21 protein-coding genes and 1 tRNA gene are annotated in these 26,081 nt (G+C 68.1%); 12 read left to right on the top strand and 10 right to left on the bottom strand.

What is annotated here, in order from left to right; all coding sequences use genetic code 11:
* Positions 1 to 17: 17 nt before the first annotated feature.
* From GT007_RS03900 to GT007_RS03930, 7 genes are all read left to right on the top strand, one after another.
* Positions 18 to 2,099, top strand: coding sequence for a hypothetical protein (locus GT007_RS03900; RefSeq protein WP_160120246.1), 2,082 nt, complete (start codon positions 18 to 20; stop codon positions 2,097 to 2,099).
* A 9-nt stretch (positions 2,100 to 2,108) separates the two neighbouring features.
* On the top strand, positions 2,109 to 2,774 hold the full coding sequence (locus GT007_RS03905; RefSeq protein ID WP_160120247.1) for an ankyrin repeat domain-containing protein: 666 nt from the start codon (positions 2,109 to 2,111) through the stop codon (positions 2,772 to 2,774).
* A gap of 67 nt (positions 2,775 to 2,841) precedes the next feature.
* Positions 2,842 to 4,191 carry a glutamine-hydrolyzing carbamoyl-phosphate synthase small subunit gene (carA, locus tag GT007_RS03910; RefSeq protein WP_160120248.1) on the top strand — a complete coding sequence of 450 codons (1,350 nt, stop codon included), beginning with the start codon at positions 2,842 to 2,844 and terminating at the stop codon, positions 4,189 to 4,191.
* Between the two features lie 57 nt (positions 4,192 to 4,248).
* The gene (locus GT007_RS03915) at positions 4,249 to 4,977 is read left to right on the top strand and encodes an SDR family NAD(P)-dependent oxidoreductase (protein ID WP_236571488.1); all 729 of its coding nucleotides are present in this window, start codon (positions 4,249 to 4,251) and stop codon (positions 4,975 to 4,977) included.
* A gap of 65 nt (positions 4,978 to 5,042) precedes the next feature.
* Entirely contained in the window at positions 5,043 to 8,288 is a 3,246-nt protein-coding gene (carB, locus tag GT007_RS03920) for a carbamoyl-phosphate synthase large subunit (protein ID WP_160120250.1), read from the top strand.
* A 101-nt stretch (positions 8,289 to 8,389) separates the two neighbouring features.
* On the top strand, positions 8,390 to 8,860 hold the full coding sequence (greA, locus tag GT007_RS03925) for a transcription elongation factor GreA (RefSeq protein ID WP_160120251.1): 471 nt from the start codon (positions 8,390 to 8,392) through the stop codon (positions 8,858 to 8,860).
* 13 nt (positions 8,861 to 8,873) lie between these two features.
* Positions 8,874 to 10,094 (top strand): threonine ammonia-lyase, encoded by a 1,221-nt coding sequence (locus tag GT007_RS03930; protein ID WP_236571489.1) that lies wholly within the window; start codon positions 8,874 to 8,876, stop codon positions 10,092 to 10,094.
* A 19-nt stretch (positions 10,095 to 10,113) separates the two neighbouring features.
* Here the strand turns inward: GT007_RS03930 and ispG are convergent, their stop codons facing one another.
* The 4 genes from ispG to GT007_RS03950 all read right to left on the bottom strand — a co-directional run bounded on the left by ispG (position 10,114) and on the right by GT007_RS03950 (position 14,606).
* Complete coding sequence (gene ispG / locus GT007_RS03935; protein ID WP_160120253.1) at positions 10,114 to 11,247, bottom strand: flavodoxin-dependent (E)-4-hydroxy-3-methylbut-2-enyl-diphosphate synthase; 1,134 nt, start codon at positions 11,245 to 11,247, stop codon at positions 10,114 to 10,116.
* A 67-nt stretch (positions 11,248 to 11,314) separates the two neighbouring features.
* A complete protein-coding gene (locus GT007_RS03940; protein WP_160120254.1) occupies positions 11,315 to 12,256 on the bottom strand; it encodes a helix-turn-helix domain-containing protein in 942 nt (313 codons plus the stop codon).
* A gap of 95 nt (positions 12,257 to 12,351) precedes the next feature.
* Positions 12,352 to 13,356 carry an NAD(P)H-dependent flavin oxidoreductase gene (locus tag GT007_RS03945; protein WP_160120255.1) on the bottom strand — a complete coding sequence of 335 codons (1,005 nt, stop codon included), beginning with the start codon at positions 13,354 to 13,356 and terminating at the stop codon, positions 12,352 to 12,354.
* Positions 13,357 to 13,358: 2 nt separating this feature from the next.
* A complete protein-coding gene (locus GT007_RS03950; protein WP_160120256.1) occupies positions 13,359 to 14,606 on the bottom strand; it encodes an aspartate kinase in 1,248 nt (415 codons plus the stop codon).
* 54 nt (positions 14,607 to 14,660) lie between these two features.
* Here GT007_RS03950 and ubiG point away from each other — a divergent pair, with 54 nt between their 5' ends.
* The 3 genes from ubiG to GT007_RS03965 all read left to right on the top strand — a co-directional run bounded on the left by ubiG (position 14,661) and on the right by GT007_RS03965 (position 17,735).
* Complete coding sequence (gene ubiG, locus GT007_RS03955) at positions 14,661 to 15,356, top strand: bifunctional 2-polyprenyl-6-hydroxyphenol methylase/3-demethylubiquinol 3-O-methyltransferase UbiG (RefSeq protein WP_160120257.1); 696 nt, start codon at positions 14,661 to 14,663, stop codon at positions 15,354 to 15,356.
* A 69-nt stretch (positions 15,357 to 15,425) separates the two neighbouring features.
* Positions 15,426 to 16,886 carry a M81 family metallopeptidase gene (locus GT007_RS03960; protein ID WP_160120258.1) on the top strand — a complete coding sequence of 487 codons (1,461 nt, stop codon included), beginning with the start codon at positions 15,426 to 15,428 and terminating at the stop codon, positions 16,884 to 16,886.
* A 36-nt stretch (positions 16,887 to 16,922) separates the two neighbouring features.
* Complete coding sequence (locus GT007_RS03965; RefSeq protein WP_160120259.1) at positions 16,923 to 17,735, top strand: aspartate dehydrogenase; 813 nt, start codon at positions 16,923 to 16,925, stop codon at positions 17,733 to 17,735.
* 27 nt (positions 17,736 to 17,762) lie between these two features.
* On the opposite strand, the gene GT007_RS03970 is transcribed toward GT007_RS03965, so the two are convergent.
* Positions 17,763 to 20,993: an error-prone DNA polymerase gene (locus GT007_RS03970; protein WP_160120260.1), complete on the bottom strand. Its 3,231-nt coding sequence runs from the start codon at positions 20,991 to 20,993 to the stop codon at positions 17,763 to 17,765.
* Between the two features lie 54 nt (positions 20,994 to 21,047).
* Positions 21,048 to 22,007, bottom strand: a complete 960-nt coding sequence (locus GT007_RS03975; RefSeq protein ID WP_160120261.1) for a DMT family transporter — start codon at positions 22,005 to 22,007, stop codon at positions 21,048 to 21,050.
* A 161-nt stretch (positions 22,008 to 22,168) separates the two neighbouring features.
* Between GT007_RS03975 and GT007_RS03980 the strand changes: the two genes are divergently transcribed.
* Entirely contained in the window at positions 22,169 to 22,633 is a 465-nt protein-coding gene (locus tag GT007_RS03980) for an Lrp/AsnC family transcriptional regulator (protein WP_160120262.1), read from the top strand.
* 17 nt (positions 22,634 to 22,650) lie between these two features.
* Here the strand turns inward: GT007_RS03980 and GT007_RS03985 are convergent.
* The 3 genes from GT007_RS03985 to GT007_RS03995 all read right to left on the bottom strand — a co-directional run bounded on the left by GT007_RS03985 (position 22,651) and on the right by GT007_RS03995 (position 24,629).
* Positions 22,651 to 22,724 (bottom strand) — tRNA-Pro (locus tag GT007_RS03985).
* 50 nt (positions 22,725 to 22,774) lie between these two features.
* Positions 22,775 to 23,899 carry an N-methyl-L-tryptophan oxidase gene (solA, locus tag GT007_RS03990; protein ID WP_201451785.1) on the bottom strand — a complete coding sequence of 375 codons (1,125 nt, stop codon included), beginning with the start codon at positions 23,897 to 23,899 and terminating at the stop codon, positions 22,775 to 22,777.
* Positions 23,900 to 23,909: 10 nt separating this feature from the next.
* Positions 23,910 to 24,629 (bottom strand): isochorismatase family protein, encoded by a 720-nt coding sequence (locus GT007_RS03995; protein WP_160120263.1) that lies wholly within the window; start codon positions 24,627 to 24,629, stop codon positions 23,910 to 23,912.
* Positions 24,630 to 24,728: 99 nt separating this feature from the next.
* Between GT007_RS03995 and GT007_RS04000 the strand changes: the two genes are divergently transcribed.
* On the top strand, positions 24,729 to 25,622 hold the full coding sequence (locus GT007_RS04000) for a LysR family transcriptional regulator (protein ID WP_160120264.1): 894 nt from the start codon (positions 24,729 to 24,731) through the stop codon (positions 25,620 to 25,622).
* Here GT007_RS04000 and GT007_RS04005 read toward each other — a convergent pair.
* Positions 25,603 to 26,079, bottom strand: coding sequence for a DUF192 domain-containing protein (locus tag GT007_RS04005; protein WP_160120265.1), 477 nt, complete (start codon positions 26,077 to 26,079; stop codon positions 25,603 to 25,605). The genes GT007_RS04000 and GT007_RS04005 overlap by 20 nt on opposite strands.
* Positions 26,080 to 26,081: the final 2 nt, after the last annotated feature.

Raw genomic sequence — 26,081 nt, forward strand, 5'->3', positions numbered from 1 at the left:
ATGCCGGAACCGCGCCCGTGATCCGCTCCGTCTTCCGCATCGACTTCGCACCGCTGGTGCCGGAATGGACCCTGATGGTTGCGGCCGGGCTGGCCGTTCTGCTGGTCGGCTTCCTGTTATTCCGGCGGGCCGCGGGCACCGGCTATCGGCTGCTGGCCATCGCCGCCTGCCTGCTGGCCCTGTTCAACCCGCGCTGGGTCAGCGAGGTGCGGGAGGAGCGCCCGGATATCGCCCTGATCGTCGTCGATCGCTCCGACAGCACCCGGCTGGTGGCGAACCGCACGGCCGCCATCGACACCGCCCGGCAATGGCTGATGCAGCGGCTGGAGGGGCTGGATCGCCTGGAAACCCGCGTGGTGGAGGTGCCGGAGGAAGGCCAGCAGGGCACGAGACTGCTGCAGGCGGTGGAACTGGCCCTGGCCGAAATCCCCCGCGCCCGCCTGGCTGGCATCGTCGCCATCACCGATGGCCAGGTGCATGACGTGGCGGAGCGGGCCGCCATGTTGTCCGCCCCCTTCCATGTCCTGCTGCCCGGCCAGGCCGGTGAAATCGACCGGCGGCTGCGCCTGGTGGAGGGGCCGAGCTTCGGCATCATCGGCCGCACCGTGGACCTGCGCGTGCTGGCCGAGGATCTAGGCGTGCCGCGCGCCTCCGGCACCGCGCGGATGACGGTGCGCATCGATGGGGGCGCGCCGCGCACGGAAAACCTCCCCCTGGGGCAGGAGCACATCATCTCCGTGCCGATCGAGCGCGGCGGGCCGACCGTGGTCGAGGCGGTGGTGGAGGAGCGGCCCGGCGAGGTCAGCACCGAGAACAACCGCCTGGTCTTTACCGTGAACGGCATCCGCGACCGGCTGCGGGTGCTGTTGGTCAGCGGAGAGCCGCATGCCGGCGAGCGCACCTGGCGGCGCCTGCTGAAATCCGACCCCGGCGTGGATCTGGTGCATTTCACCATCCTGCGCCCGCCGGAAAAGGACGACCTGACGCCGTTGAACGAGTTGGCGCTGATTGCCTTCCCGGTGCGCGAATTGTTTCACGTGAAACTTCGCGAATTCGACCTGATCATTTTCGATCGCTTCTCCAACCGCGGCATCCTGCCGCCGGCCTATCTGCGCAACATCTCGGATTACGTGCGGGCGGGCGGCGCCCTGCTGGTCTCGGTGGGGCCGGAGTTCACCGGCGGCACCAGCCTGTCCAACACGCCGCTGGGGCCCATCCTGCCGGCGCGGCCGCTGCCCGGCGGCCAGGCGTTGCTGGAAGAACCCTACCGGCCGCAGATCTCCGATATCGGCCGCCGGCACCCCGTGACCAGCGATCTGCTGGCAGGCGCCACGCCCAGCTGGGGCCGCTGGTATCGGCTGCTGCGGGCCACGCAGAGCTCCGGCAATGCCGTGATGCAGGCGCCGAACGGCTCCCCTCTTCTGATTCTGGACCGGGTGGGTGAGGGGCGGGTGGCGCTGATGCTGTCGGACCACATCTGGCTGTGGGCGCGCGGGCATGATGGCGGCGGGCCCCATCAGGAGTTGCTGCGCCGCCTGGCGCATTGGCTGATGCGGGAGCCGCAGCTGGAGGAGGAGGAACTGCGTGCCCGCCAGGCTGGCGGTGCCTTGCAGATCGAACACCGCACCCTGCAGGTGCCGGGACCGCGGGAATTCGAGGTCAGCGCCCCCGATGGCACCGTCACGCGCCTGCCGGCGCAGGATGACGGCCATGGTCGCAGCGTGGCGGAGCTGCAGGCCACGGCCCCGGGCATATGGCGTGTCACGGCTGGCCAGCGCGTCGCCTTCGCGGCCGTACCTCCCGGCAATCCGCAGGAATATCAGGATCTGCGCGCCTCGCCGGAACCGCTGCGTCCGGCGATGGCCAATACGGGCGGCGCCTTCCGCTGGGTGGGGGATGGCGCGCAGATGCCGGAATTCCGACGGGTGCCCGCCGGGCGGGCCATGGCGGCCAGCAATGCCGGCGGCTGGCTGGGGCTGCGCCGGAATGAGGATCATCTGGTGACGGAGGTGCGCGCCACCTCCCTGTTGCCCCCCTGGGCCAGCCTGTTGCTGATTGCCGGCTTCACGCTGCTGGCTTGGCGCCGAGAAGGGCGCTAGAAGGTCGCCATGCGTCTTCCTGTCATGCTCTGCGCCCTGGCCGTGATGGCTCCTTCCCTGGCGATGGCCCAAGGCCGTCTTGGCAGCGGCGGGGCGGCGCCTGGTGGCTCCGGGGCATCCGACCCACGGTTGCAGCAGCAGCAGCGGGAACGCCCGCCGGGTCTGCCCGGCCTGCTGGGGCGCCAGGCCCCGGTCATTCCGGCACAGACCCCCGGTTCGTCGATGAACCCGAACGATGCGCTGTTCGATGCCATCTCTCGCGGTGATGTGCCCGCCGCCCGCGATGCCGTGGCTCGTGGTGCCGAGACCAGCGCGCGCAACGCCCTGGGCCTGACCGCGCTCGACTCGGCCGTGGATCAGGGGCGGCCGGAGATGATCTTCTACATCCTGTCCCTGCGCGGCCCCTCCGGGCCTGGCGCCGGTGACGCGCCGGAACCGGGCCGGGCGGCTGCGCCCGCCCGGACGGGCCGTGGCCGTGAGGCCCAGCGCCCTGCCGCCTCCGCGGCTGTTCCCGCGCCCCCGGCCCCTCCGCCGCGTGCGCGGCTCTGGGCGCGCGATGGCGGTGCCGCGCGTGAGGATGTCGGCTTCCTGGGCTTCGATGCCGGGCAGGTCGGCGGGCCGCCGGCGGGAAATCCGGAACGGGAACCCACGCCCGCGCGTCGCCGTCGGGGCTGAGGGAAAAAACTTCCCACGCTTCGGAAAAGGCTTGCGTTGGGAAATCTAATCCCGGTATGTCCGGGGCATGCGCAGTGTCGAAGATATCATCTCCCTTCTCGGTGGCCCTGATGCGGCCGCCCAGCGCCTGAGCCTCGGGACCGAGGCGCTACGAAAGTGGCGCCAGGCCAAGGCCATTCCCGCCAAGCATTGGTCCGCCATCGTCGCGGCCACCGGGCTGGACTTCTCTGAGATGCCGGGGGCCGAGCAGGTTCCCGCCGTCACGGAAGTGCCCGAAGGTGCCACGGCCGCCCTGGTGCTGGCCGATGGCGCGGTGCTCTGGGGCCGTGGCTTCGGTGCCCATGGCACCCAGGTGGCCGAGATCTGCTTCAACACGGGCATGACCGGCTATCAGGAAACCCTGACCGATCCGTCCTATGCCGGGCAGATCATCACCTTCACCTTCCCGCATATCGGCAATGTCGGCACGAATGCCGAGGACGAGGAGGCGACCAACCCCGCCGCCCGTGGCCTGGTCGTGAAGCAGGATGTGACGGAGCCCGCGAACTGGCGCGCCGTGGCCCATCTGGATGGCTGGCTGAAGCGGCATGGCGTGCCCGGCATTTCCGGCGTCGATACCCGCTCGCTCACGGCGCGGATCCGTGACCTGGGCGCGCCCAACGGCGTGCTGCACTTCCCGGAGAACGGCCGTTTCGACATCCCGGCCTTGGTGGCTCAGGCCCGCGAATGGCCGGGGCTGGAGGGCATGGACCTCGCCAAGGACGTGACCACCCGCCAGACCTATCATTGGTCCGGCAGCACCTGGCGCTGGGGTGAGGGCTTCCAGCCCGTCCCCAGCCCGCGTTACCGCGTGGTGGCGGTGGATTACGGCGCCAAGCGCAACATCCTGCGCAGCCTGGTCGAGGTGGGTTGCGACGTGACCGTCGTGCCCGCGACCGCGACCGCCGAGGAAATCCTGCGCCATCAGCCCGATGGCGTCTTCCTGAGCAATGGCCCGGGTGACCCGGCGGCGACCGGCGTCTATGCCGTCCCCGCCATCCGGGAAGTGCTGGAGAAGAAGGTGCCGGTGTTCGGCATCTGCCTGGGGCATCAGCTTCTGGCCCTGTCGCTCGGCGCCAGCACCTACAAGATGGACCGTGGCCATCGCGGCGCGAACCAGCCGGTGAAGGACCTGACGACCGGCAAGGTGGAGATCACCAGCCAGAACCATGGCTTCGCCGTGGATGAGGCTTCGCTGCCCGAAGGCGTGCGCGTGACCCATCGCAGCCTGTTCGACGGTTCCAACGAAGGCATCGCCAGCGATGCGCTGCCCGCCTTTTCGGTGCAGTATCACCCGGAAGCTTCGCCCGGGCCGTCCGACAGCCATTACCTGTTCACCCGCTTCGCGGAGCTGATGGACAAGAATCGCGCGGCCTGAGCGCGCCAAGGACGGGGCCAGGGAAGGAACGCGGCGATGTTCAATCTTGCGGGAACGGTGGCGCTCGTCACCGGCGGGAATGGCGGCATTGGGCTCGGCATGGCCAAGGGGCTGGCCGAGCACGGCGCGCGGGTGGTCATCACCGGCCGCAACCCGACCAAGAACGCCAAGGCGCTGGCGGAACTCCCCGCCGGCAGCATCGCTATCGAACTGGACCTCTCGGCCCCTGGTGCCACGGAGCAACTGGTGGAGAAGGTGCTGGCCGATGCCGGGCGCCTCGACATCCTGATCAACAATGCCGGGATGAACATCCGCAAGCGGCCGGAGGAGATCTCCGACGCCGAATGGGCGACCATCCTGGAGATCAACCTGGGCGCGCTGATGCGGCTGACCCGGGCGGCCTATCCCTCGCTCAAGGCCTCCGGCCGCGGGCGGGTCATCAATATCGGCTCGATCCTGTCGATCTTCGGCGTCCCCTTCTCGCCGGCCTATGGGGCCAGCAAGGGGGCGGTGGTGCAGTATACCAAGTCCCTCGCCTCGGCCTGGGCCGCGGAGGGCATCACGGCCAACACCGTGCTGCCCGGCTGGATCGAGACCGAGCTGACCGACGGTGCCCGCCGCGACGTGCCGGGCCTGTACGACAAGATCCTGTCCCGCACGCCCGTCGGGCGATGGGGCAGGCCCGACGATCTGGCGGCGATCGCCGTCTTCCTGGCCAGTGAGGAAGCACGCTTCGTCACCGGCACGGCCATCCCGGTCGATGGCGGTTTCGCCTCGATGGGCTGAGCCCACACCACATCCGCGCCGGCGCCTTCGCGCCGTTTCCTGAACACTCCTTTCCGGTAGCCCCCATGCCCAAGCGCACAGATATCAAGTCCATCCTCATCATCGGCGCGGGTCCGATCGTGATCGGGCAGGCCTGCGAGTTCGACTACTCCGGCGCCCAGGCCTGCAAGGCGCTCCGAGCGGAGGGCTACCGCGTCATCCTGGTGAACTCCAACCCGGCCACGATCATGACCGATCCCGGCCTGGCGGATGCCACCTATATCGAGCCGATCACCGTCGAGATCGTCGAGAAGATCATCGCCAAGGAGCGCCCGGACGCGCTGCTGCCCACCATGGGCGGGCAGACCGCGCTCAACACCTCCCTGAAGCTGGCCGAGGCCGGCGTGCTGGAGAAGTACGGCTGCGAGCTGATCGGCGCCAAGGCCGAGGTGATCGACAAGGCCGAGGACCGGCAGAAATTCCGCGATGCCATGGCCAAGATCGGCATCGAGAGCCCGGCCAGCGAAATCGCGCACAGCATGGAGCAGGCGCGCGCCGCGCTGAAGATCATCGGCCTGCCCTGCGTGATCCGCCCCTCCTTCACGCTGGGCGGCACGGGTGGCGGCATCGCCTACAACACCGAGGAATTCGAGCAGATCGTGGCCGCCGGTCTCGATGCCTCGATGACCACCGAGGTGCTGATCGAGGAAAGCGTGCTGGGCTGGAAGGAGTATGAGATGGAGGTGGTCCGCGACAGCGCGGACAACTGCATCATCATCTGCTCCATCGAGAATCTGGACCCGATGGGCATCCACACCGGCGACAGCATCACGGTTGCCCCGGCACTGACGCTGACCGATCGCGAATACCAGCGCATGCGCGATGCCTCCATTGCCTGCCTGCGCGAGATCGGCGTGGACACCGGCGGTTCCAACGTGCAGTTCGCGATCAACCCGAAGGATGGTCGCATGACCATCATCGAGATGAACCCGCGCGTCTCCCGCTCCTCCGCGCTGGCCTCCAAGGCCACCGGCTTCCCGATCGCCAAGGTCGCGGCGAAGCTGGCCGTGGGCTACACGCTGGATGAGCTGACGAACGACATCACGCGCGTCACCCCCGCCAGCTTCGAGCCGACCATCGACTATGTGGTCGTGAAGATCCCCCGCTTCACCTTCGAGAAATTCCCCGGCACCCCGGCGCTGCTGACCACCAGCATGAAGTCGGTCGGTGAAGCCATGGCCATCGGCCGCAGCTTCTCCGAGGCCCTGCAGAAGGGCCTGCGCAGCCTGGAGACGGGTTTCTCGGGCCTCGACCCGGTGGAGCGCCCCGGCGATGCCAGCCATGAGGCCTTCCGGGCCGCCCTGGCCCAGCCCGCGCCCAACCGCATCCTGATGGCGGGCGAGGCCCTGCGCGCCGGGCTGACGGTCGAGGAGATCGCCGAGGTCAGCAAGTTCGAGCCCTGGTTCCTGCGTGAGGTGGAGAAGATCATCGCCGCCGAGCGCGATGTGACGGCGCATGGCCTGCCCGGCACCGCGCTGGCCATGCGCAAGCTGAAGGCGCTGGGTTTCTCCGATGTCCAGCTCGCCCGCCTGTCGGGCCGCAAGGAGACGGACGTAACGGCCCTGCGCGCCAAGCTGGGCGTGCTGCCGGTGTACAAGCGCATCGACACCTGCGCCGGCGAATTCGCCTCCGAGACGCCCTACATGTACTCCACCTATGAGGGTGGATTCGATGTGCCGGTCTGCGAATCCCGGCCCACCGGCCGGAAGAAGGTCGCGATCCTGGGCGGCGGTCCGAACCGCATCGGCCAGGGCATCGAGTTCGACTATTGTTGCGTCCATGCCGCCTACGCCCTGAAGGAAGTCGGCATCGAGACCATCATGGTCAACTGCAACCCGGAAACCGTCTCGACCGACCCCGACACTTCCGACCGGCTGTATTTCGAGCCGCTGTTCCATGAGGACGTGCTGGCGATCCTGGAGAAGGAAAAGCAGGACGGCGAGCTGCTGGGCTGCATCGTGCAGTATGGCGGCCAGACGCCGCTGAAGCTCAGCCAGTATCTGTCCAAGGCCGGCATCCCCATCCTGGGCACCAGCGCCGAGGCGATCGACATCGCCGAGGACCGCGAGCGTTTCCAGCAGCTTCTGAAGGGCCTGGGCCTGAAGCAGCCGCAGAACGGCATCGCCCGCAATCTGGATGAAGCGTTGGTCCAGGCTGAGCGCATCGGCTATCCGGTGGTGGTCCGCCCGTCCTATGTGCTGGGCGGCCGGGCGATGGAAATCGCCTATAGCCCCGAGCAGCTCCGTCGCTTCGGCGCCGAGGCCGTGAAGGTCTCGGGCGAGAACCCCATCCTGATCGACCAGTATCTGCAGGACGCCATCGAGGTGGATGTGGACTGCGTCTGCGACCGCGAGGGCAATGTCTATGTGGCCGGCGTGATGGAGCACATCGAGGAAGCCGGCATCCATTCCGGCGACAGCGCCTGCTCCCTGCCGCCCTACTCCCTGCCGCCCGCCATCGTGACGGAGCTGAAGGCCGAGACCGAGGCCATGGCCCGCGCCCTGAAGGTGCAGGGGCTGATGAACGTGCAGTACGCGGTGAAGGACAACGAGATCTACGTGCTGGAGGTGAACCCCCGTGCCTCCCGCACCGTGCCCTTCGTGGCCAAAGCGACCGGTGTGCCGGTAGCCAAGATCGGCGCGCTGATCATGGCCGGCACGCTGCTGTCCGAGTTCAAGCTGGATGACGATGCCGTGCCCCGCCACGTCGCGGTGAAGGAGGCGGTGTTCCCCTTCAACCGCTTCCCGAATGTGGACGTGATCCTGGGCCCCGAGATGAAGTCCACCGGCGAGGTGATGGGCCTCGACCTGTCCTTCGAGCGGGCTTTCCTGAAGTCTCAGCTGGGCGCGGGTGTGAAGCTGCCGGCCTCCGGCACCGCTTTCATCAGCGTGAAGAACAGCGACAAGTCCGCCGCCGTGCAGCTGGCGCGCCGCCTGGTCGATATGGGCTTCGGCCTGCTGGCCACGCGGGGCACCGCCGCGAAGCTTGAGGAAGCGGGCATTCCCTGCGCCCGGGTGAACAAGGTGATGGAAGGCCGCCCGCATTGTGTGGACGCCATCAAGAACGGCGATATCCAGCTGGTGATCAACACCGCCCAAGGCGGGCAGAGCGTGACGGACAGCTTCGATATCCGCCGCAGCGCCCTGACTCAGGCGGTGCCGCACTACACCACTTTGGCCGGTGCGCGTGCTGCGGTGCACGCGATCGCGGCCCTGCGAGCGGGAACCCTTGATGTCGCGCCGCTGCAATCCTACTCTCAAGGGACGTTTTGAGCGGGCGCGCGCAGGTTTCTGACCGCCAACTCCCCTGAATGACCGGTACGGGCGGGCAGGCAACTGGCCGCCCTTTCCCATTGGTGAGAGGTGACAATACAGTGCAGAAGTTCCCGATCACGGCACCGGGGCTCGCGAAGCTCGAGGAAGAGCTGAAGCATTTGCGGGTGGAGGAACGCCCTGCGGTGATCCGCGCCATCGCGGAGGCGCGCGCCCATGGTGACCTTTCTGAGAATGCCGAATACCACGCGGCGCGGGAACGTCAGTCCTTCATCGAAGGCCGGATCGCGGAGCTGGAATCGATCATTCCTTCCTCCGAAGTCATCGACGTTTCCAAGTTTTCCGGGCCCCAGGTGCGCTTCGGCGCCCATGTGACCGTGGTGGACGAAGAGAGCGACGAGGAAAAGACCTATCGCATCGTTGGCCAGTATGAGGCCGACATGAAGACGAACTCGATCTCCCTCACCTCACCCTTGGCCAAGGCGCTGATGGGCAAGAAGGTGGGCGATAGCGTGGAAGTGCCGGCCCCCGGCGGCTCCCGCGCCTATGAGATCGCCGCGGTCTCCTACTGATGAGGCTCGGTCAGTGAACCCGGCGGTGCGGACGGAGCTGAGCCTCGCCGATGTGCGGGCCGCGGCCGCGCGCATCCAGGGGGCCGTGCGGCATACGCCCACCATGGAGATGCCCGCCGTCTCCCGCGTGGCGGGGGCGACGGTCTTTCTGAAGCTGGACAACCTTCAGGCGACGGGGGCCTTCAAGGAACGTGGGGCGGCGAACCGCATCGCCCTGCTGACGGAGCGGGAGCGCGCGGCGGGTGTCGTCGCCATGTCCGCCGGCAACCATGCCCAGGCGGTGGCGCGCCACGCGACGCTGGCGGGTATCCGCGCCGTCATCGTGATGCCGCGTTTCACGCCCGCGACCAAGGTGCTGCGGACCGAGGCCTTCGGCGCCCATGTGGTGCTGCATGGGGAGACCCTGGCCGAAGCCGCCGCCCATGCGCATGAGCTGGCGCTGAAGGAAGGCCTGACCTTCATCCATCCCTACGACGACCCTGCCGTGATCGCCGGCCAGGGCACGCTGGCGCTGGAATTGCTGGAGGACGCGCCGGAGGTGGACATGCTGGTGCTGCCCACCGGCGGCGGCGGCTTGGTGTCGGGCTGCGCTGTCGCCGCGGCGGAGCTGCGCCCGCGGGTGAAGGTGTTCGGGGTCGAGGTCGAGGGCTATCCGGCCATGGCGCAGCGCCTGGCGGGACAGCCGGTGCATGTGGGCGGCCCGACCATCGCCGAGGGCATTGCCGTGCGCGATGTCGGCCAACTTCCGCTGCAATTGCTGCGTGAGCTGGGCGTCGAGGTGCTGGTGGTGCCTGAGCGCGCGGTGGAGCAGGCCATCGCCCTGCTGGCCGAAGGCGCCAAGGTGGTGGCGGAGGGGGCCGGTGCCGCCGGTCTCGCGGCCATCCTGGCCTTCCCGGAGCGGTTCCGGGGCCAGCGCGTCGGCACACCGGTCTGCGGGGGCAATATCGACCCGCGCATCCTGGCCAATGTGCTGCTGCGCAACCTGCTGCGCGACGGCCGCATCCTGCGCCTGCATCTGGATATTCCGGACCGGCCGGGCGTGCTGGCCGATATCGCCACCCGTGTGGCGGCGGCCGGCGGCAACGTGATCGAGGTCAGTCACCAGCGCCTGTTCGCGGCACCCAGCGTGCAGACGGCGGAGCTGGAACTGATGATCGAGGTGCGTGACAACGCCCAGAGCGAGGCCATCATCGCGGCCTTGCAGGCGGGTGACTACGTGGTGCGCCGGGGCTGAGCCCCGGCGCCGCGGCTGCCTACTCGGCGGCCGCCTTCGCCTTTTCCGCCGCGGCGGCCGCGCGCAGCAGTTCCGCGCGCTTTTCCACCAGCTCGACCAGATGGGACACCATGTCCTCGGTGCCGGTGGTGTGGTCCTGCTTGCCGGCGGCATAGACCATGTGGCGGCCAGAGCCGCCGCCGGTCAGGCCGATATCGGTCATCAGCGCCTCACCAGGGCCATTCACCACGCAGCCGATGATGCTGAGCGTGATCGGCTCCACGATATGGGCCAGGCGATCTTCCAGGGTGGCGACGGTCTTGATGACGTCGAAACCCTGCCGCGCGCAGGAGGGGCAGGAGATCACCTTCACGCCGCGATTGCGCAGGTGCAGGGACTTCAGCAGATCCCAGCCGACATGCACCTCTTCCTCGGGCTCCGCGCTGAGGGAGACGCGCACCGTGTCGCCGATGCCGGCCCAGAGCAGGTTGCCCAGGCCGATCGCGGATTTCACGGTACCGGCCCGGCGCCCGCCAGCCTCGGTGATGCCGATATGCAGCGGGTGGTCGCAGGCCTCGGCCAGTTGCTGATAGGCGGCGACGGCCAGGAACACGTCCGAGGCCTTCACGCTGATCTTGAACTCATGGAAATCGTTCTGCAGCAGGTGGTCGGCGTGCCACAGCGCGCTTTCCACCAGCGCATCGGGGTTGGGCTCCCCGTACTTCTCCAGCAGGTGCTTTTCCAGGCTGCCGGCATTCACGCCGATGCGGATGGCACAGCCATAGTCCCGTGCGGCCTTCACCACTTCCTTCACGCGCTCCGGGCTGCCGATATTGCCCGGGTTGATGCGCAGGCAGGCGGCGCCGGCCTTGGCGGCCTCGATGGCGCGCTTGTAGTGGAAGTGGATGTCCGCGACGATCGGCACATTCACCTCGCGCACGATCTCCGCCAGGGCGGCCGTGCTTTCCTCATCGGGGCAGGAGACGCGGACGATATCTACCCCGGCCAGCTCGCTGCGCCGGATCTGGGCGATGGTCGCCGCGGCATCCGAGGTCAGCGTGTTGGTCATGGTCTGGATCGTGATGGGCGCGTCGCCGCCCACGGCCACGGAGCCCACCTGGATCTTGCGGGACTTGCGGCGTTCGATGTGCTGATAGGGACGGTAGCTGCTCATGGCCGGCTCCTTGTGCCGTAGGCAGGAGAGATAGGATGCCCGGGCCGCCAGGCCTAGGCATCGGGTATCACTGCGTCCGGGGGGCGGCGGGTGCCGCCGGGCGGGTGGCAGGCTGCTGCTGCGGCGCGGGTGCCGGGGCAGCGGGTGGGGTCGTGAAGCGGGCGCCGGGCTGCACCAAGCCGGCGCGGAACAGCACGGGGTCCAGCGGGATGGCGCGGCGCGTGCCCTGGCCGGGGGCGAAGCCCGGCTGCTGCTGCCCGTCCACCAGAACCTCGACCCCCGCAACGGACCCGAGGGTCAGCAGCAGGCCTTCGCGGTTGGGCGGTGTCCAGGTTTCACCCGCGCGCATCACGCGCTCCAGCAAGGGGGCTTGCTGGCCCGGGGCGCGCACCTGGGTCCAGACCGGCTGCGTGAAGCGCAAGGTGATGCGGCTGGCATCCGTGGGCGAAGGCGGCGGCGGGGGAGGCGGCGGCGGGGGCGGCACCACGACCGGCACCGGCACCGGCTCCGGCAGCGGCACGGAGGAGCTGGAAGCCGGCGGCGGCGGTTCCGGGGAGGTGCCTTCGCGCGCCGCGCGTTCCAGCCGGGGCGGCACGGGGGGCACCGCGTCCACGGTGCGGTCCCCGCCGCTGCTCCAGCTGTACCAGGCGCCATAGGCCGCGGCGGCCAGCAGAACGCCCACCAGGATGATGGCGCCGGAGGGGATGCCGCGTTCCGGCACCGGCTCCGGGAAGACCAGATCCTGCTTCTTCTGCACCACGGTGCCGATGGTCTCGCGGAAGCGGCGGACGAAATCCTCCGCATCCAGCCCCAGCGACGTGGCGTAGTTGCGTACAAAGCCCAGCGCATAGGCGGGGCTGGGCAGGTCTCTGACCCGCCCTTCCTCCAGCGCCAGCAGATAGACGCGCCGGATGCGAAGCACCGCGCTCATATCCTCGATGGACAATCCGGAGGAGATGCGCGCATCGCGCAACTCCTCTCCCAGCCGGGCGGCATCACCGCTCGGCATGGCTTCGGCTCGCGTGAAGCGTTTCATGGAGAAGGACACACCGGCATGTAGCCCATAGCTCCGATCAGGCGAAAGGGGGTCTCTCCGCGTCTCCGCTATGCGGTGCGGCGGGATAGTGCTTCTTCGGCTTGCTGCAACAGTTCCTGGATGATCTCGCGCACCGGCTGCTCGGCGCCGACCATGCCGACAGACTGACCCGCCATCAGGCTGCCATTCTCCACATCGCCGTCGATCACGGCCTTGCGCAGCGCGCCGGCCCAGAAATGCTCGATCTCAAGCTGGGCCTCGTCCTTGGTCAGTTCTTCCTTGCGGAAGCGATCGATGACGACGGCCTGGTGTTCCATGAAGCGCTGGGTGCCGGCATTGGCCAGCGCGCGCACCGGGATGACCGGGAAGCGCGGGTCGAGCTGGATCGTCGGCATCGCGTCCCGCGCGGAAGCGCGCAGGAAGGCCTTCTTGAAGTTCGGATGCGCCACGCATTCCGTGGCGCAGACGAAGCGGGTGCCGAGCTGCACGCCAGCCGCGCCCATCTCCAGATAGCTCAGGATCGCCTCGCCCCGGCCGATGCCGCCGGCCACGAAGACCGGCACCTCCTTGATATGGGGCAGGATTTCCTGCGCCAGCACATTCAGGGACACCGGGCCGATATGCCCGCCGGCTTCGCTGCCCTCGATGACCAGCGCATCGGCGCCGGAGCGCACCAGCTTCTTGGCCAGCGCCAGGGCGGGGGCGAAGCAGATCACCTTCGCCCCGCCTTCCTTGGCGCGCTTGATGGCCGGGCCGGGCGGAATGCCGCCGGCGAAGACGATCACGGGCACCTTCGCCGCCAGGCACACTTCCACCAGCTCCATCAGCATGGGATGCATGGTGATGAGGTTCACGCCGAAGGGCTTCGTGGTCAGCGCCTGGGTGGCCGAGATTTCCTCGGCCAGACGCGGCGGTTCCATCGCGCCGCAGGCGATCACGCCGAAGGCCCCGGCGTTGGAGAGCGCGGCCACCAGGTGGCGCTCGCTGATCCAGCTCATGGCGCCGCCCAGAATGGCGTATTCAGAGCCCAGGAAACGGGCGCCGCGTTCCATCAGGGTGGCGATGCTGGTCATGGTCAGCCTTCCTCGGCGGCCTTCGCCGCGGGTTCAGGCCCATCGAGCCCATAGGCGGTGTGCAGGGCGCGCACCGCCAGTTCCTTGTACTCGGATGCCACCAGGACGGAGACCTTGATCTCGCTGGTGGAAATCACCTGGATATTGATGCCCTTTTCGCTCAGGGCACGGAACATGGTGGAGGCGACACCCGCGTGGCTGCGCATGCCGATGCCCACCACGGAGATCTTCACCACATTCGGGTCGGTCTGCAGGCTTTCATAACCCAGCGAACCCTTGGCCGCGTCCAGCACTTCCTTGGCGCGGGGCAGGTCGGTGCGGTTCACCGTGAAGGTCATGTCGGTCGTGCCATCGGCGCCGATGTTCTGCACGATCATGTCCACGTTCACATTGGCTTCCGCGAGCGGGCCGAACAGGCTGGCGGCCACGCCGGGCCGGTCGGGCACACGGCGCAGGGTCACCTTCGCGTCGTCGGCCGAATAGGCGATGCCGGAGACAATCAGCTTTTCCACGATCTCGTCCTCATCCACCACGAGGGTGCCAGGCTTGTCTTCGAAACTGCTCACGACCTGCACGCGCACCCGCTGCTTCAGCGCCATCTCGACACTGCGGGTCTGCAGGACCTTCGCGCCCACGCTGGCCAGCTCCAGCATTTCCTCGAAGGAGATGCGGTCCAGCTTGCGGGCGCGGGGAACAATGCGGGGGTCCGTCGTATAGACGCCGTCCACATCGGTGTAGATATCACAACGGTCGGCCTTCAGGGCGGCGGCGAGCGCCACGGCCGACAGATCGCTGCCGCCGCGGCCGAGCGTCGTCACCCGGCCATCCGGCGCCACGCCCTGGAAGCCGGCCACGACCGGCACCTCGCCCTTCTGCATGGAGGCGATCAGCGCTGAGCCGTCGATGCTGTCCACCCGGGCCTTGCCATGCGCGTCATCGGTGCGGATGGGAATCTGCCAGCCCTGCCAGGAACGCGCGGGCACGCCCAGCTTCTGCAGCGCGATGGCCAGCAGGCCGATCGTCACCTGCTCGCCGGTCGCGACCACCGCATCGTATTCCCGCGGATCATGCAGCGGGTCGAGGTCGGTGCACCATTTCACGAGTTGGTTGGTGGTGCCCGACATGGCGGAAACCACGACGGCCACCTCATTCCCGGCGTCGTGCTCGCGTTTCACGCGGTTGGCGACGTTGCGGATACGGTCCAGGTCAGCGACGGATGTTCCGCCGAATTTCATCACGATTCTGGGCATGGTCCCACTGGGGCGTATATGAGGCGGGGCACCCATAACGGCGCGGAGTTGGCCATGCAAGGCACGGTACTGGAAAGTGAGGCCACGAAGTTCAATGCGCTGGCCGGGGAATGGTGGAATCCGCGCGGCCCGATGGCCCCGCTGCACGCCATGAACACCGCCCGTACGCGCTGGGTGCTGGACCGACTGCCCCTGGGGCAGCCCCTGCGTCTGCTGGATATCGGCTGCGGCGCGGGGCTGGCGGCGGAGGCCTTCGCCCGGGCTGGCCTGCAAGTGACCGGCATGGATGCCGCCCCGGACGTGATCGAAGTGGCGCGCCAGCATGCCGAGGCCGGCGGGCTGGAGATCGACTACCGCCACGGCGGCCCGGAGGATCTGGCCGCGGGCACGGCTTTCGACGTGGTGACGGCGCTGGAGGTGATCGAGCATGTCGCCGACAAGCCCTTGTTCCTGGCCAGCCTGCGGCAATTGCTGCCGGTCGGGGGGCAGCTGTTCCTGTCCACCCTGAACCGCACCCGCAAAAGCCTGCTCATCGCGAAATATGGTGCGGAATATGTTTTGCGGCTGCTGCCCGTGGGCACGCATGACTGGCACGAATTCGTGACGCCCGCCGAGCTGAGTCGCCTGGCCCGGGAGGCCGGCTTCGCCGTCGAGGCGATTTCCGGCCTGGGGCCGCGCTTTCCCGACGGCCAGTGGCGGGCTGGCGGCGGCACCTCGGTCAACTACCTGATGGCCTGCCGGGCCGTCTGAAACAGAAACGCCAGTATCCGCCCGTTTGCGGTCTGGCGCGGCGCAGCATGCGGTGCCAATTTCCGCGCCATGCCACACATCGCCGTCGCTCGCCTTTGGTTTGAAGCCAACAGCTTCGCCCCGGAACCTGCCTCGCTGGAGGCCTTCAAGGGGCGGGAATGGATCGCCGGGGATGCGGCCCTCACCACTTATCGCGGCACGGCGACGGAGCTGGGTGGGCTGGAAGCCTTCCTGGCCGAGCGCCCGCATTGGTCGGCCACGGTGCTGCGCTGCACCTCCGCCCAGCCGGGCGGCCCGATGGAGGACCGCGCCTTCGCCACCTGGTGGGAGGAAGTCTCCGCCGGGCTGGCAAGCCGGGAATGGGATGGCGTGTATCTTTCCCTGCACGGCGCCTGCCTGACGGAAAGCGAGCCCGAGGCCGACCTGGCCATCATCCGCATGGTGCGGGGCATTGTCGGGCCGAACACGCCCATCGTCGCCAGTTTCGATTTCCACGCCAATATCTCGCCCGAGCTGGCGGGTTTGCTGGATGGTGCCTCCGCCTATCGCACCTATCCGCACACGGACATGGCGGAATGCGCCAGCCGGGCCCTGCATCTGCTGGAGCGCGCGATCGGCGGTGAGCGGCTGCATGCCAGCATCGTGAAGCTGCCCCAGGTGCTGCACAGCTTCCACATGCGGCACCAGTCCGGCCCCATGGCCGAGGTGTGGGAGATGGCCAAGGCGCTGGAAACGCCCGACCTGCCGGATGTCACCATTTTCGGCGGCTTCGCCTGGGGTGACAGCCCCACGGCCGGGCCCAGCGCCTTCGTCTGGGGCGTGGACCATGCCGAGGCCCGCGCCACGGCCCGCCAACTGACCGATGCCATCAAGTCCCGCTTCCCGCGCTTCGCCGTCAATCTGCCGGACACGAAGGAAGGGCTGGCCCGGGCGCTGGCGGCCCCCGAGGGGCTGGTCGCCTTGCTGGACCCGGCGGACAACCCGCTCTCCGGCGGGGCCTGCGACACACCGGAGCTGCTGCGCACCCTGGTCGATGCGAAGCTGGAGGTGGAGACGGTCTTCGCCTTTCTGCATGACCCCGCGATCGTGGCCGAGGCCACCAAGGCCGGGGAGGGCGCGCCCTTCCGCGCCAGCCTGGCCGGCCGCACCACGCCGGCTTTCGGCCCGCCCGTGCCGTTCGAGGGCGTGGTGGAGAAGCTGACCCATGGCTCCTTCCTGAATGAAGGCCCTATGGAGGCCGGCGCCCCGGTGGACCTCGGGCCCACGGCGGTGCTGCGCACCGGCAAGCTTTCGATCATCGTCACCAGCCGCAAGGAAGCCGCGGTGGATCCGGCCTTTTTCACTCTGCATGGCATCGACCTGACGCGCGTGCGGCTGCTGGCGAACAAGGCCAAGAACCATTTCCGCGCCGCCTTCCAGGGGCGCTGCAGCGCCATCGTGGAGTGCGACGCCCCCGGCCCCGCCGCGCTGGATCTGCTGCGCCTGCCCTTCCGTTACGTGCCGGAGGCCTGGCGCCATCCGGTGGGGTAGTTGGCCCGGCCGCGAACCCTGGTTAACCTCAGGGGCATGAGCGAGACATACACCGTCGGAATCGTGGGCCTCGGGGCCATTGGGTTGCAACTGGCGCGCGCCCTGGATGCGGGCGTGCCCGGGCTGAAGCTGACCGCCGTGGCGGTGCGTGACGCCGAGAAGGCCCGCGCGGCCATGAAGGATTTCAAGGATCGCCCGCTGATCCTGGACATCGCGAAGCTGCCGCGTGAGTGCGACATCATCGTGGAATGCGCTCCTTCCGCCATCTTCGAGGAAGTGGCGCATGCCGCGATCGAGGCTGGATGCGTCTTCATCCCGTCCTCCTGCGGGCAGTTGCTGCCGCGCATGCACCTGGTCGAGCGCGCGAAGGAAACCGGCGCCCGAATCATCGTGCCGACCGGTGCGCTGCTGGGGCTGGACGCCGTGCGCGCCGCCGCCGAGGGCGATGTCGAGAGCGTGACCATCCAGACCCGCAAGCCGCCGATCGGCCTGGAAGGCGCGCCCTATCTGGTCAAGCACAACATCCAGGTGCTGGGCGTCACCGAACCGACCCTGGTGTTCAAGGGCAATGCCTTCGACGCCGCGCAGGGCTTCCCGGCCAATGTGAATGTCGCCGCCGCGCTGGCGATGGCCGGCGTGGGGCCGGAACGCACGATGGTGGAGATCTGGGCCGATCCGGGCGTGACCCGCAACACCCACACCATCAAGGTGGAAGCCGCCGCCGCCCGCCTGACCATGACCATCGAGAACGTGCCGAGCGAGGCGAACCCGCGCACCGGCAAGATCACGGGCCTGTCCATCCTGGCCTGCCTGCGCGGGCTGGTCAGCACGCTGAAGGTGGGCAGCTGAACGGACGCCGCTTGAGGTGCCCTGTCTTTAACGAAAATCCCGGCTGGCGGGCAGCGTGTCCGTCAGCGTCCGGTTCCGGGCCAGTTCCGTATCGGCGGAGAGCTGGTCCAGCAGCCCGGTGCCGTCGATCAGCTTCTGCACGATCAGATGGGTGATCGGCTTTTCCACCGCTTCCTCCATCCGTTCCACCCGGCCCTCGGCGATCAGCAGCCGGGCATTGACCAGGATGTTGAGGTGGCGCGCCGCCACATCCGGATAGACCACCAGATTGGCGGTGCCGGTTTCGTCCTCGATCGTGATGAAGATCACGCCCTTGGCCGAGCCGGGGCGCTGGCGCATCAGCACCAGCCCGGCCACGCGCTTCCGCCGGCCGGCCAGTGCCGCCGTGGTCACGCAGCCCTGCCCGGCCAGGCGCCGGCGCAGCAAGGCCAGGGGATGGCGCCGCAGGCTCAGCCCCGTCACGCTGTAATCCGTCAGGATCGCCTCGCCCTCATCCTCATCCGGCAACAGGGTGGGGGGCTCGGGCATCAGCGGCTGCTCCGCGGCCATGGCGGCCGCTGCCTCCGAGCCCAGGGCCGCGAACAGTGGCAGCCTGCGCGGGGAGCCCGTGCTGCCCCGTGCATCCCAGATGGCATGGCGGCGGGGCGTGTCGGGAAAGGCATCGGCGGCGGCCAGGGCTTCCAGCGCCTCGGCATCCAGGCCTGAGCGCCAGGCCAGATCCTCCACGCCGCCGAAGGGCGCGCCGTTGCGGGATTGCCGCGCGGCCATGACCGACTCGGCGTCCTGCTCCTTCAAGCCCTTCACCAGCCGCATGCCCAGGCGCAGGGCCAGGCCGTTCTGTTCCAGCGAGCAGTCCCATTCGCTGGCGTTCACATCGATGGGCAGCACCGGCACGTCATGCTCGCGCGCGTCGCGGATGATCTGCGCCGGGGCGTAGAAGCCCATGGGCAGGCTGTTCAGCAGCGCGCAGGCGAAGACCGCCGGGTGGTGGCATTTCAGCCAGGCCGAGGCATAGACCAGAAGCGCGAAGCTGGCCGCATGGCTTTCGGGAAAGCCATAGCTGCCGAAGCCCTCGATCTGGGAGAACACCCGCTCGGCGAATTCCCGCACATAGCCGCGCCGGACCATGCCGCCCACCAGCTTCTCCCGGTAGAGGTCCACCGTGCCGCGGCTCTTGAAGGTGGCCATGGCGCGGCGGAGCTGGTCCGCTTCCTCCGGCGAGAAGCCGGCGGCGGTGATGGCCAGCTTCATGGCCTGTTCCTGGAACAGCGGCACGCCCAGCGTGTTTTCCAGCACCTGCCGCAACTCGTCCGGTGGGCCGAATTCCGGGCTGGGTTCCGGGTACTCGGGTTTTTCCAGCCCCTGCCGCCGCCGCAGATAGGGATGCACCATGCCGCCCTGGATCGGCCCCGGCCGCACGATCGCCACCTGGATCACCAGGTCGTAGAACTGTGTGGGCCGCAGCCGGGGCAGCATGTTCATCTGTGCCCGGCTTTCCACCTGGAACACGCCGACGGAGTCGGCCCGGCGCAGCATGGCGTAGGTCTCGGGGCATTCCGGCGGCAGGCTGCGCAGCCCGTGGCGGATATGCCGGTGCTTGGCCAGCAGCGCGAAGGCGCGCCGCAGGCAGGAGAGCATGCCCAGCCCCAGCACATCCACCTTCAGCATGCCCAGCGCGTCGATGTCGTCCTTGTCCCATTCCAGCACGGTGCGGCCATCCATGGTGGCGTTGCCCACCACGGCCAGCTCCACCAGGGGGCCGCGCGTGATGACGAAGCCGCCCACATGGGTGGCGGTGTGACGGGGGAAATCGAGCAGTTCCGTGGCCATCCGCAGCGCATGGGCCAAGGTGGGTTCTTTCAGATCCAACCCTTCCCGCGCTGCCAGATCATGCAGGTCATCCTCCCGCCCCGGGCCCCAGCTGGCCTTGGAGAGCGCCGCCGCGACCTGTTCCGGCAGGCCCATCGCCTTGCCCACCTCTCGGATCGCGCTGCGCGGGCGGTAGCGGATCAGGGTGGCGCAGATGGCCGCGCGTTCGCGCCCGTAGCGCTCATAGAGGTGCTGGATCACCTCCTCGCGCCGCTCATGCTCGAAGTCGATGTCGATATCCGGCGGCTCGCCCCGGCTGGCGGAGATGAAGCGCTCGAACAACAGATTGTGCTTCGCCGGGTCCACAGCGGTGATGCCCAGCACATAGCAGACGGTGGAGTTCGCCGCCGAACCGCGCCCCTGGCACAGGATGTCCTGGGCTTTGGCGAAGCGCACGATCTCATGCACGGTCAGGAAATAGGGCGCGTAGTCCAGCCGGCCGATCAGCTCCAGCTCATGGGCCAGACGCTGCGCGATGTCGGCGGGCGGGCCGGCGGGCCAGCGCTCGGCCACGGCCTCCCGCACCCTCGCTTCCAGGGTCTCCTGCGCGGTGCGGCCGGGGTCGAGCGTTTCCTCCGGGTACTCATAGCGCAGCTGGTCCAGGCAGAAGCCGCGCGTGGCCTCCATGACCCGCAACGTGTTGGCCAGCGCGTCCGGGTAATCGGCGAACAGCTCGGCCATCTGGGCGGGGGATTTCAGGTGGCGCTCGGCGTTGGGCTCCGCGGCCGTGCCCAGGGTTTCGATGGTGCGATGCAGGCGGATCGCGCTCAACACATCGGCCAGGGCATGGCGGGCCGGGTCGTGGTAGCGCACATGGTTGGTGGCCAGCAGCCAGGCGCCGGAGGCCTCGGCGAGGGCTGCGTGACGGGCCAGCCGTGGCCCGTCATCCCCCAGCATGGGGCAGGAGGTGGCGAGGAGCACCGGCAGCGCCAGCCACACGGCACGCGCGCGCCGCAGCGCCGCGAGGTGGGTAGCATCCGGCCGATCGGGCGGGGTAAAGGCCAGCACCCAGCCCTCGGCGGCGGCTAGCATGGCGTCGAGTGCGATCCGCTCCTCGCCTTTGGGGGCGCCCATCCGGGCGCTGGAGAGCAGGGCGGTCAGCCGGCCGTAGCTGGCGCGATCCGTGGGCCAGGCCAGCCATTCCGAACTATCGCTCAGCCGCAGCCGGCAACCGGGGGCGAAGGGCAGCCCCCTGGCCTTTGCCGCGCGATGTGCGCGGACCACGCCGGCCAGCCCATTGGTGTCGCACAGGCCGAAGCCAGCGTGGCCCAGATCGGCGGCGCGTGCGATCAGTTCCTCCGGGTGGGAGGCGCCGTCAAGGAAAGAGAAGTTGGAGCGCGCCGCGACCTCGGCATAGGCGGGCGTGGGGTGGACCAGCCGGAGAAGCATAGCCCTGCATGGCGCAAGAAACCGAACAAATCAAGAACAACGGCAGGGCTGGCGTTACCGGTTGGCAGGGCTTCCGGCAGGCAGCCCTGATTCCAGCACCATGAGTTTCCGCGGCAGGCGCAGCATGCTGCTCGTCACCAGCACGCCGAACACGACCAGGGCGCAGCCCATCAACTCCGGCAGGCGGGGCGCCTCACCCAGCAGCAGCACCGCCACCAGCGTAACGGTCACGGGCGTGAGCGCGGTGACGGCCGTGGTCCGGGCCGCACCCAGATGTTTCAGCGCCAGGGTGAAGATCAGCAGCGCCAGCACCCCCGCCATCACGCCCTGGATCAGCACATGGCGCAGCAGAATGGGGGCGGGGGTTGTCTGGAGCCCTTCCAGCACGCGCCAGCCGGCCAGCGGCAGCAGCAGCGCGACCGACCAGAAGGAAACGAAAGCCGCGGCCTCCAGGCCCGTCAGGCGGCTATAGCGGAAGGCGACGGTATAGACCGACCAGGCCAGCGCGCCGGCCAGCACCAGCAGGTGCCCGCGCCAGCTGCCGCCCAGCAGATCCGTCAGCCCATGCGCCATGATGAGGGTCACACCCAGGGTGATCAGCGCCACGCCCATGATGCGGCCCCGGCTCAGCCGCTCCTTCAGCACAGTGGATGAGAGCAGCGCGATGAACAGCGGCAGGCTGCCGGTCAGCAATGGGCCGGCCTCGGCGGCGGGGGCGTAGTGCAGGCCTTCCAGCACCAGGAACTGATAGGGCAGCCCGGCACAGAGCAGGCCCAGCAATGCAAGCTTCGGTGCCTGCTTCGGGATGATCCGGAAGCGCCACCAGAAGGGAGCCAGCAGCAGCGCTGCTGTCCCGAAGCGCAGGAAAGCCAGCAGCGCGCTGTCCAGATGTCCGTTCTGCATCGCCATGCGGGAGGTGGTGATCCAGGTGGTCCAGACACCGACCGTCATCAGCGCCGCCAGCAAGCCGAGCCGTTGCGGGGCAAGGAGGGCGCTGGGGCGGATGCCGGTCATGCGAGGCCTTACGGATGCGGGCCGGATCGGCGAATGGGGCCGGACCGGCATTGCTGCGACGCAATAATGTTGCGCCCGGGTGTCGGGTTATTCCAAGCGTTCTCTTTCGCGCCGTAGCGTGATGTGAGGTAATGAATTTTTCTGAATCGGGGAACGAGTGCATGTCTGTAACCCTGGACGACACGGATCGCCGAATCCTGACCCTGTTGCAGGAAGACGGTTCCCTGACCGTGAATGAACTGGCCCAGCGCATCGGCATGACACCGCCGCCCTGCTGGCGCCGGGTGAAGCGGCTGAAGGAGACAGGCTGCCTGCGCCGCCAGGTCTGGCTGGTCGATGCGGCGGCGGTCGGGCTGGATGTGACGCTCTACGTCAATGTGCAGCTTGTCGCGCATGACGTGGCTGCGACCACCAGTTTCCGTGAGCAGGTGCGCGCCCTGCCGGAAGTGGTGGAGTGCTATCTGCTGTTGGGCAACAGTGATTCGCTGCTGAAGATCATTGTCCCCAGCATCAAGTATTACGAGACTTTCTTCTACACTCGGCTTTCGCAATTGCCGGGTGTTCGCGCGGTCACCTCCAGCGTGGTGATGACCGAGATCAAGGCGACAACCAGCCTGCCTCTGTAAGCACTGACATGCGGATATCGGGGCGGCGGGATTCGAACCCACGACCTCCTGTACCCAAAACAGGCGCGCTACCAGACTGCGCCACACCCCGGACTCGGGCGCAAACTAGGTGCGCCGAGCCTGGCACGCAAGCGTGTCCCGTTACCGCAAACGCAGGAAGTCGATGTTGTATTTTGTCTTTCCATCTGCACTCGAAAGATCGGCGAGGACTTCGCCGATGACCGAACAGAACTTGTATCCATGCCCTGAGCAGGGGGATGCCAGCACCACCTGCGGATAGGCGGGATGATGGTCCAGGATGAAATGTTCGTCTGGTGTGTTCGTGAAGATACAGCTGCGCAATGCCATGGTCGGCCCATTGCCGGCGGGGAAATAGCGCCCGGCGAAGGCGCGCAGCAGGGCTTCATCCGCCGCATCCACCTCCCGCCGCATCGCCTCGGCGGGCATGCACTCATCCCGATGGTGATAGCGGCCGAACTTGAAGCCGGGCACCTCCACGATGGGAAAGCCGTAATAGCGGCCTTCCTCCACCTCCAGGTTGAAGACAGGGAAGATGTCCGGTTGGAACAGGCTCGGCTTGAGCGGTTGCAGCCAGGCCAGCACCTGGCGCTCCGGCACGGCTTTGCCGACTAGCACGGGGGCGAGGTCCGCCATCCAGGCCCCGGCGGTCAGCACCAGGCGCGCGGCCTGATAACGGCCCTTGTCGGTGCTCACGGTCACGCCCTCGCCGGTGGCACTGGCTTCCCAGCCCAGCACCTGTTCCCGGGCATGGATCTCGGCGCCGGCGGCGTGGGCGGCCATGACATGGGCGATGATGGCTTTCTCGCTCATCACGTAGCCGCCCTCGGGCTGCAGCAGGCCACGATGCGCCGCGGGCAGCCGATAGCCGGGGAAGCGGGTGTTGATCTCCGCCCCGGTCAGAACCTCATGCGGCAGGCCATGCAGTTGGGCGGATTGCAGCGCGCCCTGGAACACCTGGCTGTCCTCCGGCCCCGCGTCCAGGGAGCCATGGGTGTGCAGCACCCGTTGGCCGGTCGCGGCCTCCAGGTCCCGCCACAGCTCATAGGCCCGGCGCAGCAGCGGCACATAGGCCGGGTCCTCGTAGTAGGGTAGGCGGATGATGCGCGTGACGCCGTGGGAGGAACCCATGATGTGCGGGATGTCGAAGCGTTCCAGCCCCAGCACGCGCAAGCCGCGCCGGGCCAGATTCCACAGCGTGGCACTGCCCATGCCGCCCACGCCCACCACGATCACATCATAGGCCATGCCCAGGCTCCTACTCGGCGGCGGCGCGGGGTGCGTTCAGCCCGTCCAGGTAGGCGATGCAGGCATCCGTCGGTTCCACATCGCCGAACTTCGCATCCAGGTCGAACAGGTTCCAGGCCACGGCACCCGGAATCCGGTCGCCCACGCATTCCCGGGCGATGATGGTGCGGAAGCCGTCGGCGATGCCATCGCACACCGTCTCCCGCACGCAGGCGGAGGCGGTGACGCCGGTGACCACGATCGTGTCCACGCCGGCTGCGCGCAGATAGCCGGCCAGATAGGTGCCGTGGAAGGCGCTGGCCCGTTTCTTCAGAAGCACCTGTTCACCGGGAATGGGGGCGATGCGGCTGTCGATGTCCCACAGTTCCGGCTTGCTCTGCTCCACCACCTCGATGGGGATCTTGCGGTGCCACAGCCCCATGTCGGTGTTGGGGTTGTTCATATCCGTCACCTGATAGGCGGTGGTGACATGCACCACGGGCAGCGCGTTGCGGCGGAAGGCCGCCAGCAGCTTCTGGACGTTCGGGATGACCCGGTCGTCGATCTCCTCGCAGGTGAAGGGGTTGCCCGGACGGGTCCAGGCATTGGCCAGGTCCACATTGATCAGTGCCGGACGGCTGCCGAAGCCAATGCGGCGTTGGAAGCCGCGTGCCGCATAGATCTGGCGGGCGCGCTCGAAGGCGGCTTCGAGCGTGGCGTTGAGTTCCTTGTCGAAAATCGGGGTGGTCATGGTCTGGCTCCGGGTTGGTGCTGGAGCATGGCGCGCCGAACCGGGGCTAGAGAAATACTGAATATGGTCTGATTGATGCCAATTGTGGTATCAATCCGCATGCCGCGTTTCGAGCTCCGCCATCTCCGCTGCTTCCTGCGTGTCGCGGAGGAACTGCATTTCAGCCGCGCGGCCGAACGCCTGCACATGGCCCAGCCCGCGCTGAGCCGCACGATCCGGGAATTGGAACGGGAGGTCGGCACGCCTTTGCTGGCCCGTACCACTCGCCAGGTGCAATTGACTGAGGCCGGGCAGGCCTTCCTGAAGGAATGCCAGGCGGGCCTGGCGCAGATCGAACTGGGGGTGGCCAAGGCCCTGCGCGCGGCCCAGGGCACCAGCGGCGAGTTGCGCGTCGCCTATATGGATTTCGCCATCAATGGCCGTTTGCCGGAGCTCGTGCGTCTGTTTCGGGAACGCCACCCCGACATCCGGCTGGAACTGCAATACATGCCTACCAGCCGCCAGCAGGCGGCGCTGCTGGAACGCCGCATCGACATCGGCTTCATGCTCGACGGGCTGAGCAACGAGGTCATGACCAGCTATCCCCTGGCCGAGGACAGCTATGTCGCACTGCTGCCGGCCACTCACCGGCTGGCCAATGTGCCCAGCCTGACCTTGCGGGACCTGGCCCAGGAGCCCTTCGTGCTGGGCACCGGCGAGGATTGGTACGGCTACCGGGAGACGATCTTCGCCATGTGCCGGCAGCGCGGCTTCTTTCCGAACATCATCCAGGAGGCATCGAGCAGCCAGGGCATTTTCGGCCTGGTAGCGGCCGGGGCTGGCGTCAGCATCTATTCCAGCTGCGTGCGCAACGTGCAGCGGCGGGGCATCGCGGTGCGGGAGATGGAGGACGTGCGCGGCACGATCGCCATCCGCGCGGTGTGGGAGAAGGACAGCCCTTCCCCCATCGTCCGGCGTTTCGCGGAGTTCCTGTTCAGCGTGTGGGGGCGCTGAAGATCCGCTGCTCCACCCGGTCACCGGGGCGCAGGTTGAGGCGCTCCGCGGTGCCGGCGGCCAGTTCCAGCGTGGCGCGCACCGGCCCACGGCTGGCGATGGTATCGAGGCTGAGCGGCGTGGTCCGTTCGGCGATGCGCAGGATGCGGCCATCCTGGGTGATGAACACCATGTCCAGGCTGGTGATGGTGTTGCGCATCCACATCATGGATTCGCGCGGCTCGCCCCAGTCGAACAGCATGCCCTCATTGGCGCCGACGCTGGGGCGGAACATCAGCCCGATCATCTGGTGCTGAGGCTCCACAGCCATTTCCACCCGGAAGGCATGGCGCGTTCCATCGCGGGTGATGATGGTCAGCGGCTCCTCCGGCAGTTTGGGTTGCGGGCGGTCCGTGCCTGGCTCGGCTGCGGCGGGGCTGGCCAGGGCCAGAAGGAGGAGGAGGGCGCGGCGCTTCATGC

It is taken from the genome of Rhodovarius lipocyclicus (genome assembly GCF_009900765.1).
GTDB classification, from domain to species: Bacteria; Pseudomonadota; Alphaproteobacteria; order Acetobacterales; family Acetobacteraceae; genus Rhodovarius; species Rhodovarius lipocyclicus.